The organism is Prosthecobacter sp. Pr1, assembly GCF_057652315.1.
The window spans coordinates 31,797-44,137 of record NZ_JBYFBS010000031.1; the positions used below are offsets into that span (position 1 = coordinate 31,797).

The following is a 12,341-nucleotide window of genomic DNA, read 5'->3' on the forward strand; positions in this document are numbered from 1 at the left end:
GCCCCTTAGACCTTCGTCAACTGCCTGCGCAGACTCAACTCCACCGCGGCGATGATGAGCGACAGCGTAAACAGGATGACGATGCTGTTGATCCAAAGGGTGTTGTACTTGGTGCCCAGATACATCTTCCGCGTGCCGAAAAACACATTCGGGCTGGTCTTACGACGATAGTCCTCGCGTTCCATCTCGGCCTTGGTCACGAGGTCGAGCACCTTGCGATTCACGTAGATTTCTTCGGCACTGACGCCGTCGTTCTGCTGCAGCATGCTGTCGAGCATCGGAGGCTCGATGCGGCCGCTGAGCACGGCATCGCGGATGGAACCGAGGCGCTTGGAGATTTCGCGCGGGTTCTCGGCATAGAGACCGGAAACGACCGCGAGGGACTGCTTGGTGAGCTCCAGTTCATGACGCTGCCGATCATTCATTTCCGCCCCTGAAGGCGGCAGCAGCGACTGGATACGTTCGTCGAGGAAGTCCTGGTTGCGCGTAAGCGGATTGAGCTTGGACTGCGAGATGACCATGCCCTCATAAGACCAGCGCAGCGGCATGAACTGACAGATGAAGGGCACCTTGAGTTTGCTGGCGTTTTCCTCGTCATTGCCGGATTTTTTCAGCCACTTGCCCACGGAATAGACGAGGTCGAGGTTCTTGTTCATCTCCTCGTATTTGATCAGCGCACCACCAAGAATAATCTGCGGAATCAGGAGCAGCGGGATGGCATTCACCGCAGTGCGATTGTCACTGACGATGCTGGAAATGAACAGCCCCAGACAGACGCCCGTGAGAGAGGTGAGGAACATCCACCAAAGGTGAATCAGGAACATGTCGCGGATCTCGAGCACCCAGTTGCCGATCAGCAGATAAATCACACACTGGATGAGCGCAAAGGTGGAGAGCGAGATGATCTTGCCGCTGAGATAGTAAAACGTTCGCAGGTTGTGATTTCGCTCCCGGCTCAGGGTGTGGCGGTCACGGATGATTTCATCGGCGCTGTTGGTAAGCCCGAGAAACATTGCCACGACGAGGCTCATGAAGAGGTACGTCGGGATGTGGAAGGCGGTGGCAAAGGTGTAGTGCGCCTCCTCAGAGTACTTGAGCACGCTGGAAATGATCCAGGCTAGCAAAGGGGCCTCAAGCAGGGTCGTGAGCAGGTTCGTGCGGTTGCGCAGCTTGCTGAGGAAGGCGCGCTTCAGCAGGGTGAAAAAGAGAATGCTCTCCTCGCGGAAGGTGTGCTTCGGCGGCTTGGGCGTGCTGCGCATGCGGCTGGCGCTGTGGCTTTCATCCCGCTTGGGCCGGGCAATGAGGCTGGTGCTGCCCGGCGCGGACCGCTGCTTGGCCATGCTCTCCATGATGAGATGCCGCTGATAAGAGTCGCGCCAAAAGTTCGGCGGAAAGCGGCGCGCAGCCACCAGATGCCCGTCCGCACTGCGCTCATGAATGATGTCTCCGCTGATGTCTCGCAGTGGTGTTTCCAGCACGTCGAAGACGAAGTCCGGTGTGAGCTTGTCAGGCGGCTGAGCCTCGGCATCTCCTGCCTGACCGGTTTCCGTGTGATACACGCGCCAGAAGTATTCGATCATCCCCTGCGGCGTGCCGAAGTAGGCTAGCTTGCCGCCCTTGTCGAGCAGCAGCGCCTTGTCAAACATCTGCAGCAGACGCGAGCTGGGCTGATGGATGGAAGTGATGACGATCTTGTTGCGCGCCAGACTGCGAATGATTTCGAGCACGTGCTCGCTGTCCTTGGATGAGAGGCCGGAAGTCGGTTCATCAAAGAGATACACGTCGGAGATGCCGATCATGTCGAGCCCGGCATTGAGTCGCTTGCGCTCACCACCGCTGAGAAATTTTTGCTGCGGCGTGCCTGCCAACCGGTCCCGCAGATCGGCCAGGCCGAGTTCCGCAAGCTTTGCATCCACGCGTTTGCGCCGCTCCTCGGTTTTCAGATGCGGACAGCGCACCGCCACCGAGAAGTCGAGATTTTCCTGCACCTTCAGCAAGGGGTCAAAGGCATCCTCCTGCGGAATGTAGGCAATGTAGGGCGTGAGATTGTGCAGGTTGTCATACAGCGCCATGCCGTTCATCAGCACTTCGCCCCCCTTGGGTTTAAGCTGCCCGCCGAGAATGCGCAGCAGCGTGCTCTTGCCGCAGCCGCTGGGCCCCATGACGCAGATCATCTCACCACGACGCGCGATGAAGCTCACGCCGTCCTGCGCGGTGTCACGACCATCAAATCGATGGCTGAGTTCACGCACCTCGATCTGGCGCACGGTGTTGCGCTCCTCTTCGATGATGCGATCGGCAAAATGACAGCGCAGGTATTGCCCTTCACCCAGCGTGATGGTGTCACCGTCATTGAGAGTGATCCTGTCACGCACCGGAATCAGGCCAATGTAGAGCGGGCGCGAAGAGCGCAGCACTTCCAGCACACCCGTCTTTTGCGCGTAGTTGCACTCAATGCGCAGCAGGATTTCGCCATCGGTGTCTTCAGAGAGAAGAATGTCCCCCTCATCCAGCAGTTCGGGTTTGTTGGACACGAGGTAGGTGTTGCGGCTGCCTTCCAGCCGGAACTGCCCGCCAAACTCCTGCGCGCGCACGCGCAGATCGCGCAGCGCGATTTCCACTTCGCCATGAGCGATGATGCTGTCCTCAATGCTGGCCTCCACCACGGTGCCGCTGCTGAGCACCACGCCATTCAGCGTTGCCTTGGTCGTGCGCAACGCCTCCACCGTAACGCCCAGACCAAAGCTGAGCCGCAGATTCGTGCCGCGCGTGCGTTGCGGGGCGATTTCTGCGCTGCCATTTTCCGTGAGGGTCAGGTAAATCTGCGTGCCCGACAGCGTCTTCTTAGAGTTGAAGTAGGTGATCAGGTCATTGTAGTCCAGCGTCACGTCCTCCATCACCACGCGCTCGCCGGGATAAAGCCGCGAGAATTCTCCCGGCGGCTGCCGACGGCTGCGGACCAGGATGGAAATGCTGCCGGTGTTTTTCAGCAGCACGAGGTTTTGAAATCGGAACGCCACCACGGAGCAGTCATCCGAAAGGGAGCGCAGCAGCACATCGCAGTTCTTCGTGGCACCGATGCGCAGCGTGTCCAAAGGCTGGCCGCCCTTGGTGGAAAACCCCTCCTCCGGCGGTTTGTCCCCGGCATTGAGCTGATAGACGATATCGATGGCCTGGGCGGCGATGCCCAGATTCGTCATGAAGAGGTAGAACTCCACCATCTGCCGCTGATTCTGCTGCGCACGCGAGATGAGCAGGTACAACTGCACGCCCAGCAGGATCTTTTGCTCCTGGGTGAGTTTCTGGCTCAGCTCCTTCGCGCGCTGCGTCAGGTCCTGCGGCTCCTGCAGCGCCTCAAAGTAGAGACGCCGCATGTCGGCGTAGATCGCTTCGGGGTAGTCATAGCGCAGGTAGCCGAGACTGGATTCGACTTCCTCCTCCTCGATGTTGCCGTCCAGCTTGCTGAAAGCCGCGAAGACTTCGATCAGCACCGGCAGCATGGTGTTGGCCGTGGCGGCTGAAGCGGCTGAAACCTGCGGCTGACCGTTCCAAAGGTGTGCCCACCGGTCCGGCGACCACCATGGCAGCTCCGCCGGTCCATGAACTCCGTTCGCAGAGGACTGCGCTTTTGAGTTCAACATTTTGGCGAGTTTTTTGACCAAGCTCATGCGGTGGATTTCGTGGCGGCCCATGCGGGGCTGCGGGCGGCGGCGCGACTATGGAGTTCGTTTGCACAAACACAACACACGAGACGCGAATGCCGCCTGCAATTACGCAAAAAAAAGCGGCCCGGTTGCCCGGGCCGCCATGCCTTGATTTTTGGCGCTCTCAATTGTCACACGCTCCGATCACGCGGCGGGCCTTCGCGGCCACGCTCGTGGTTCATCGGCGGCGGGCCATGCGGTCCTTCCTGACCCCGGTGGAAAGGCGGGGCAAAATGCGGGCCACCGTCTCGTGGAGATCGACCGTGCCCCCGGTCGCCGCCACGCATGCCCTCCTGCGGTGGCTGATGCATGGGCCGCTCGAAGTGCTGGGGGCCTTCGCCACGATGTTCCCCACCGCGTTGCTGCCCAAACTGCTGCGGGCCGGGACCACGATGCTTGTCAAAGCGAGGCGCAGGACCGCGTGGACCGCCAAATCTCGAATCTCCACGAGAACTGCCGAAATTCTGAGGCTGCTGCCGCCCCCCAAAACGCTGGCCCCTGCCACGCCCCATCCTGCCCTCAGGGCCGCGACCACGATGCATCTGCCCGCCCTGAGCTCCACCCTGTGGCGACCTGAAACCTTCACCACCACGCTGTGCACCAAACGCTCCGCGCTGGGCGAAAGACTGCGGACCACGGCCTTCGGCGCGAGGCCGGAAACCTCCCTGTTCATTGCCACGTGGCCCTGAAGGCTGTCTGAAATGGTCCTGACGGCCCGCATGTTCCTGACCCCGATTGCCTTCGTGCTGCGGGTTGTTCATCGGGCCTCGATTGCCCTGGGTTTGCGGTTCGCCGCGTTGATGCTCACCACCCTGCTGGCCATCCATGGGGGGACGGCGAAAGCCTTCGCGACCATGTCCTGGCCCCTGATCAGGAGTGCGACTGCCAGCGTTGGGAGGATTCATGGGGCCGGGCCCGCCGCTCTGCGGAGGATTCACAGGTCCACGCTGCCCATCCCGCTGGGGCTGTGCGTCACGCTGAGGCTGAGCGCCATCACGCGGACCAACCCCATCCGGGCGGCGCTGCGGCTCACGCATTTTGTCAGGTCCGGGACCATTGCCATCTCGCTGCTCGCCAGGACGCGGCAGATCACGTGGTGCCGCAGGAGGCGGAGCATCCACTTTGGGCACTGCGGGAGGAAGTGGAACTACGGCGGGCGGTTGGCCTGCAGGCTTGGTATCCTGGGCTTGCAATGAAGCGACGCTGAGCGCGAGAGCACCGCAAAGCCAGGAGAGTCGGTTGGTTTTGGATTTCATGTGGGTGTGCTGGTTGGATTGACTGCGGGTGAAGAAACACTCGTAGAAACCAAGAGTTGCGATCCTCCAGCGCGGCCCCGGTAAATCCCTCACTGTTTACATCGCGGGTTAGACGCTGAAAGCGCATCAATGACCATCCAATCAAGCTCTTATGGCGCGTGCATCGGTGGTTCCGACATGCCCCCAAATGCCCCCATTCTCTTTTTTGAGAATCTTAAATTGACGCAATCCTGAGAAACGTTTAGCCTATTTAACAATCAACCATGCCTCTCACTTCACGAAAATAATATGGCTAAACTAGTAATCATAGACGACGAAGCCGCCATCCTGGAACTCATGACCAAGCTTTGCAAAGCTGCGGGTCACCAAGTTTTTGGCTGTACCACCGGCATCGACGGTATTGCGGCCATCCGTTCCAACCAGCCCGACCTCGTCATTGTGGACCTTCGCATCGGTGATGTGAATGGGCTCGATCTCGTCAGCATGTGCAAGGATCAGTTCCCCAGCACCGCCGTCATCATGGTCACCGGTCATGGCAGCGTGGAAACCGCCGTGGAAGCCATGCGTCTGGGTGCCTTTGACTACCTCACCAAGCCTTTCGATCTGGGAGATCTGATCAAGACAGTGAATCAGGCCCTGCAGCGCAACGGCATCGCCGCTGCCACCCCCACGAGCATCCCCAGCGCGACGCTGCGTTCCTCCTCGGCCTCGAAGCTCATCGGTCATAGCGATGCCATTCAGCGCATTTTTGATATTGTGCGCCGCGTGGCCAACAACGACAGCCCCGTTCTTCTTGAAGGCGAATTCGGCGTCGGCAAGCACATGGTCGCCCGCGCTTTGCATGAAGCCAGCCGCCGCAACAACTCTCCCTATAAGGAACTGCAGTGCAGCGCCATGCCTGAGGATGCCCTCGAAACCGAGCTCTTCGGCCAGACCGCCATCTTCAACCGCGTCTCCGGCGGAACCATCCATCTGGCGGAGATCAATCAGCTCCCGGCCCGCATTCAGGCCCAGTTGAACACCTTCCTCGATGAATCCCAGTCGAAGAAAGGCTGGGGCAATGGCTCCAGCGGCGCGGATTTCCGCCTCGTGGTCTCCAGCACCACCTCCCTGGAAGACGCGGTGAAAGCCGGCAAGTTCCGCGAAGACTTGTACTACAAGCTCTCCGTCGTCCCCCTCAAGATCCCGCCGCTGCGTGAACGCCGCGTGGACGTGCGCCCGCTTGTCGAGCATTTCCTCAAAGACCTCGCCGACCGCACTGACTCCAAGCCCAAGACCATCGACGCCGGGGCCATCGAATTCCTGGAGAAGTACAACTGGCCCGGCAACGTCAGCGAACTGCGCAACGCCATTGAACGCGCCTGCGCCTTCGCGGAAAACGACCGCGTCCGCCCTTCCGATCTGCCGGCCAAAGTCACGCAGCAGATCGAGATTCCCACCCCTTCCACCACCGAAGGCATCACCAAGCTGCCCATCGGCTCTACGCTCGATGACTTCATCAAGGGGCAGGAGCGCGCCTTCATCCAGGAAACCCTCAAGTACAACAGCGGCTCCCGCGAAAAGACCGCCAGCATGCTCGGCGTCTCCATCGCCACGCTGTACCGGAAGATGGGCCTCAACGTTGAGCGCAAGACCACCTCGTAGGTCTTCGTACAAATCGACTCGCGCTAAACCACAAAGTCGGCCTCGCGCCGACTTTGTGCTTTAGGCCTAAATTCGTCATGCCCGCCTTCGCCGGTGTTGCGTAGTACGCCACCTGAGCCCACACTGATCTCTACCTTTTTCGCGCCCTTTTGAGTACCCCTGCCACCATCCTCTACTGCCGCTGCGCCTACGCCCAGGTCGTGCCCACCGGCGTCAAAAACGAAGTTCTGCAGAAGCTCTGCGACTCTAACGCCAGCTTTGAAACCGTCTCCGATCTCTGCGAGATGGCCGCCCACCGCGATCCCCGCCTCCAGGCCATCGCCGCCTGTGGCAAGCTCCGCATCGCCGCCTGCTACCCTCGCGCCGTGAAAGGCCTTTTCCAACAGGCCGGTTTCCCCCTCCCCGCCGACACCGAGATCCTCAACATGCGCACCCAGACCGCGCAGGAAATCGCCGACGCACTCCTCAGCGCCGAAGCAACACCCGCTGCCTGATCCTTCGTCATTCGTCATTCTGGTTTCGTCATTCTTCCCATGATCACCCACACACACCGCCCTCTCCGCGTCGTCCTCTACGAAGGAAATGGCAGCATCCAGCTTCCCGCCGAGTCCCGTGCCAAGGTCATGATGGCCCTGCTCGACAAAGGCTACACAGTCACCCGCAGCAGTCTCGGTGCGCCCGCCATGCCGCATGATGAGCGCAACCTCCTCGTGCTCGGCGCCTTTGAAGGGAAGGCCCCCACCCTGGAAGACGCCACCGGCAAGATCACCATCGACACCTGCGACATCACCGGTCTTGAGCCTGATGCTATCGTGGCGCTGGTGGACAAATCACGCGGCGAGAAAACCATGAACGAACCCGGCAAATGGAAGCCATGGTTCCCCGTCATCGACTACTCCCGCTGCACCAACTGCATGCAGTGCCTCAGCTTCTGCCTCTTCGATGTCTATGGCGTCAGCGAGGACAACAAGATCCAGGTGCAGAACAACGACAACTGCAAGACCAACTGCCCCGCCTGCTCCCGCGTCTGCCCCGAAGTCGCCATCATGTTCCCCAAATACCAAGCGGGACCGATCAACGGCGACGAAATCAACGAGCACGAAGCCGGTCGCGAAAAGATCAAAGTAGACATCTCCTCCCTCCTCGGCGGCGACATCTACTCCGCCCTCAAAGACCGCAGCGCCGCAGCCAAATCCCGCTTCAGCAAAGAACGCAGCCCCGACAAGGCCTTGGACGAGCGCAAGAAGTGCCTCACCAAGCTGGTAGGCGATGGGTTTATCCCGGCCGATGTGCTGGCCAGCCTGCCAAGCACGGAAGAGATTTTGAAGAAGGCAGAGATCGCCAAGGCGAGGGCTGCGGCGGCGCTGGCTGCGCAGTAGAAAAAGACCTGTCGCGTTAGGATTCAACAGACTTACTCACATGAGCAAACAAAATCCAGACGCCTCGCGCTTTGAACATCTGCGCGAGTTGATACGCGTCGAAGAACAGCGAACCAATCAAGCAGGCCAGTCGCGTTCGTATATCACACGAAATAGCTGCAGACCTCATGGGAATGGAGGCAGAGGATTGGTATGCTGCGGGCAAGGGATTTCCAGACATGGACTATTGCACCAGACTGGCCAATGACTTCCTCCGTTGTGGCATTGCAGCTGCCAATGGCCTTTCCATCTCCGTTGTGGGTCCTATCCTTGCGGTAGCCGAGGATCAAGCCGCACCACCGGTTGAAATAGCTCAAGGCATTCCTTGAAGCTACGGTATCAACGCGATTCATTCCAAAGCATTTATTATTGGTTCTTCGCGACTTTTAATGGGTGAGAGGGAGCTGTAAAATGAACGGATGAACACATCACCGAGCCTCAATGACCACTACAGCCTGCTTTTGGGACTCGACAAGCACTGGGAGGTCGAGCGGGTAGATTTGCAACTGGCAGCCAAGCAGGTGCGCATTGATCTGCGGCATGTCCGTGGTGCTGCGCTTACTTGGCCGCAGTGTCAGAACGCCTGCGTCATGTTCGACCACGCCCCCGAGCGTGAGTGGCGGCATCTCGACACCATGCAGTTTGAGACCGTGCTGCGTGCACGGGTGCCGCGCTGCCAGTGCAAGGACTGCGGCGTCAAAACCATCGCCGTGCCATGGGCCGGGAAGCACTCGTCCTTCACCTGGATGTTCGAGGCCTTTGCGGTGGCGGTGCTGCAAAGCGCGGCCAGCACCCAGGAGGCCTGCGCCCTGCTGGACATAGGCTGGGAGGCGGCCCAGCGACTCATGGAGCGCGCCGTGGCACGCGGCCTGGACCGTCGCAGCCTTGCGGAGTTCGAGCATGCGGGCATGGATGAGAAGAGCTTTGGAGCCGGTCATGACTGCATCACCACGCTCAACGACCTGCGGGCAGATGCCGCACGGGTCATTGAAGTGGTGCCCGGGCGCAGTTGTGATGCCGCCATCAAGCTGCTCGAGCACATCCCCGCAGCGCAGCGTCCGCAGATCAAGGCGGTGGCCATGGACATGTGGGAGGCCTGTTTGAAGGCCTGTCGCAAGGTGCTGCCAGCGGCTGACATCGTGCATGACCGTTACCGCATCAGCGCTCATCTCAACGCGGCGGTGGACCGCGTGCGCAAGGATGAGCACCGGCTGCTGCAAAGCGCGGGAGACACCACGCTCAAGGGCAGCAAACACCAGTGGCTGCGCACTTATGCCGACAGGCGCAGCAGTGCGGCGGTGAGCTTTCGCGCCCTGCACCAGCTCGACCTCAAAACCAGCCGCGCCTGGCACTACAAGGAAGACTTCCGCCACTTCTGGAACTACCACCAGCCAACTGCCGCCGAGCGCTTCTACGAAGCCTGGCGCAAGGCGGTGATGCGCAGCAGGCTTGAGCCGTTAAAGAAGGTGGTGCAGCTCATCGACGCACATTGGCGCGAGATCTTCAACTACATCAGACACCGCATCACCAATGCTGCGAGCGAAGGCCTCAACAGCCGCATCCAGTCCATCAAAAGCGCCGCCAGAGGGTTCCGCTCATTCGCCAACTACCGCATCCGCATCTTGTTCCATTGCGGCAGACTTGATCTCAAGCCCGCCTTCACCCATTAAAACCCGTGTAGAACCTCTTTTGCTAAGCAAAAAAACAGCCGCCTCACACGGCTCATCGTTGCAGACAACTTAATGCCGATGGCCCCTGCTGCGAAAATTTACTCAAAATACGTATCCCCCTATTTTGCCATTTTGCTTTTTCAAGATTCGGCTGGCACCCGAAGCATTTAAATCATTCATACTCAGAAAAAAAGGCATTACCCCCTATCCCCAGACTCTTGGTCAGCACCTTCGCAACCAGCGGCTGATTCTGGGCCTGCGCCAGGAGGACGTGGCAGGCCAGTTGGACACCCTACGCGAGGTATATGAGCGTTGGGAACGTGACGAACGACAGCCTGTCGTCTCCGAGTGGCCGAAAATCATCTCCTTCCTCGGTTACTACCCTGCTCACGAAGAAACAGCTGCAGATGTGGTGCTCAAAGCGCGGCGATGCCAAGGCATGGATCAGAAAGAATTGGCACGGGTAGTCGGTGTCGTTCACCAGAGGCTTCGACGTTGGGAGCATTGTCTTGAGATGCCGACCGCTGGCGAACTCAGTCGTCTTCGGTCACTTGCGGCCGTGCCCGGTCTCCCTTACCCGTGCGCACTGGTAAAAAGTTTAGCAGTGTAGCCCATCAGCCTTTTACTTCGAAGGCGTCGCCGCCGGCTTGGCAGTTGAGGTTGGAGCCACAGCGCCGCTGGCGGGTGCTGGGGCACCCGTGGCGGGTTGAATCGGAGTCCGGGCTGAGCCGCCATTCGCTGGATTGCTTGGAAAAGGAGCCGGTCTGGGCGGCGCACCTGTGGCATTGGTTCCGGGCTTTCCTTGGGCAGGAGCTGGATTGACAGTCGTAGGGCGTGGCGGCGCAGCATTACCAGGGAAACCCGTCGGCCGCCCCGGCGTGGGTTGGCCCCCAGGATACTGATTTGGAAATCCCCCCGGGCGGCCCGTCGGAGCCCCAGAAAACGCCGGCAGGCTAGGCGGTGAAATGTGGCGCACCTGGTAAGGCCCAAAGGCCAGGAAAGCGGCCAGCACCGCGTAGTACGGCAGCATGCCCGGCCCCACGATCCGCTGTAGACCTGCCGACCACTGCGACCAGGCTGCCGGCTTGGAATCGGTCGCATAGGCCTCCAGCAGCATCAGCAGCAAAAACGCTGCCCACGGCACCCACCCCGCATCTTGCGCAGCCAGCACATTGGTGGACATCACCGCCCAGACGACAACTGCCAGACTCAGGACTTTGGTGCAAAGGGACGCGGATGAATTCATGGTGATTGGGTAGTGAATTGAGTCAGGTCTTTTTATTGACCAAGCGGCAGCCTCCTTGCAACTGAATCCTACATCAACAATGCATTCCCTCGGGCAAAGGGACCGTTAATTTCAAAAACGTCGCGGTTATCCATCCACGATGTTTACGCGATCCAAGACATGGGCCTCTTCGTTGGGTGAATTCGTTAGTTCACTCGGGTTGATTCATCCCAGGGGCTTGAGACGCAGATGCCGCAGCGTATAAAAGGGCGCATCCGATTCCGCCATGCGGCGGGCGCCCTCTTTCCGCTTCGGCCCAAACAGCTCCCGCTGCGCCTCGAAGACGCCTTCCACAAACTCCTTGCTGCCCAGCACCACGCCATCGGTGAAGTAGCGCACGCGCAGCCTCACCAACTCCGCCGGGCTCAGCTTGCCTTTCTGCGCCAGCACCGCTCGTGCCGACTCCACAGTCACGCCTCGCGACACCACCGTCTCATTCTGCGCATCCTTCACCTCCCGCCCCTCCGCATGCAGCAGGCAGCGATACGCCTCCGCCGCTCCCGCGCTCTTCCATCCATCCACCGGCTTCCCCTGCGCCTTGCACAGGCCCCGCTGCGCTCTCCGGCTGCCGCCCAGCGCCTCCGCATACCCGCACCAGCGGTAGTCCTTCGGATCTTTGACCAACCCCGCACGCACCGGATTGAGATCAATGTACGCCGCCATCGTGCGCAGCGCCTCGCCCTGGCCCTCCACCAGCACGCTCTTAAATCGATCCATCCACAGCGTCCCCCGGCGTCCCCGCCGCTTGTTGAACCACCGGCTGAAGCGTTCCTTCACCTCCTTCACGAACAACGACAGATCGCAAAACCGCTTCTTCAGCGCAGCCAGCCTCTGCTCGGCCAGCACCGCCATGCCGCGCGCCCGCAGATCCGCCAGTTCATCGCGCAGCAGACCCACGTAGGCGCGACTGTAGAGAATGCTCAGGTGCTCCAGCAGCTTCGCCTCACCATCCGCGCCCTCAAACCGCTGCAACCACGTCCCCCGGTGAGGCACCTCGGCCAGCAGATGGAAATGATTCCCCATGAGACAGTAGGTCAGCACCTTGATGCCGCAAAACTCCGCCATGCGCCAGATCACCCGCCGCAGCGCCTCTTTCTCCACATCATCAAAGAACACCTCCCCACCACACGTCCGCGACATCACATGGTAACAATACGACTCCAGAGGCCCCTTGCCCAGAATGCGGAACCGCCCGCCAGACCACGACCGCGCGCCAGGATAGAGCCCCGTTTTCGCATTCACACCGACGAGTTGCTCTTCAAGCGGGAGCGTCTGGGGATCAGAGGTTTGAGCGGGCTTCATGGGGGCAAAGATGAGCAAAAAGCGGGGAAAGTCAATAAACTAAATGCCTGGCATCTTTTCTG

General features: G+C 60.1%; 9 protein-coding genes. 6 read left to right on the forward strand and 3 right to left on the reverse strand.

The window, feature by feature from the left end:
* Nucleotides 1-5: 5 nt before the first annotated feature.
* The gene (locus AC24GY_RS28335) at nt 6-3,692 is read right to left on the reverse strand and encodes an ATP-binding cassette domain-containing protein (RefSeq protein ID WP_487689955.1); all 3,687 of its coding nucleotides are present in this window, start codon (nt 3,690-3,692) and stop codon (nt 6-8) included.
* 206 nt (nt 3,693-3,898) lie between these two features.
* Between AC24GY_RS28335 and AC24GY_RS28340 the strand changes: the two genes are divergently transcribed.
* From AC24GY_RS28340 to AC24GY_RS28365, 6 genes are all read left to right on the forward strand, one after another.
* On the forward strand, nt 3,899-4,393 hold the full coding sequence (locus AC24GY_RS28340; protein ID WP_487689958.1) for a hypothetical protein: 495 nt from the start codon (nt 3,899-3,901) through the stop codon (nt 4,391-4,393).
* A 12-nt stretch (nt 4,394-4,405) separates the two neighbouring features.
* Complete coding sequence (locus AC24GY_RS28345; protein WP_487689961.1) at nt 4,406-4,900, forward strand: hypothetical protein; 495 nt, start codon at nt 4,406-4,408, stop codon at nt 4,898-4,900.
* A 348-nt stretch (nt 4,901-5,248) separates the two neighbouring features.
* Nucleotides 5,249-6,604, forward strand: a complete 1,356-nt coding sequence (locus AC24GY_RS28350; protein ID WP_487689963.1) for a sigma-54-dependent transcriptional regulator — start codon at nt 5,249-5,251, stop codon at nt 6,602-6,604.
* A gap of 149 nt (nt 6,605-6,753) precedes the next feature.
* Nucleotides 6,754-7,098, forward strand: coding sequence for a hypothetical protein (locus AC24GY_RS28355; protein ID WP_487689966.1), 345 nt, complete (start codon nt 6,754-6,756; stop codon nt 7,096-7,098).
* Between the two features lie 39 nt (nt 7,099-7,137).
* A complete protein-coding gene (locus AC24GY_RS28360) occupies nt 7,138-7,983 on the forward strand; it encodes a ferredoxin family protein (protein WP_487689969.1) in 846 nt (281 codons plus the stop codon).
* A gap of 458 nt (nt 7,984-8,441) precedes the next feature.
* The gene (locus AC24GY_RS28365) at nt 8,442-9,692 is read left to right on the forward strand and encodes an ISL3 family transposase (RefSeq protein WP_487689971.1); all 1,251 of its coding nucleotides are present in this window, start codon (nt 8,442-8,444) and stop codon (nt 9,690-9,692) included.
* Nucleotides 9,693-10,314: 622 nt separating this feature from the next.
* Here AC24GY_RS28365 and AC24GY_RS28370 read toward each other — a convergent pair.
* Together AC24GY_RS28370 and AC24GY_RS28375 are read right to left on the reverse strand one after the other, a co-directional pair.
* On the reverse strand, nt 10,315-10,938 hold the full coding sequence (locus AC24GY_RS28370) for a hypothetical protein (protein WP_487689974.1): 624 nt from the start codon (nt 10,936-10,938) through the stop codon (nt 10,315-10,317).
* 204 nt (nt 10,939-11,142) lie between these two features.
* A complete protein-coding gene (locus tag AC24GY_RS28375; RefSeq protein WP_487689976.1) occupies nt 11,143-12,279 on the reverse strand; it encodes a transposase in 1,137 nt (378 codons plus the stop codon).
* Nucleotides 12,280-12,341: the final 62 nt, after the last annotated feature.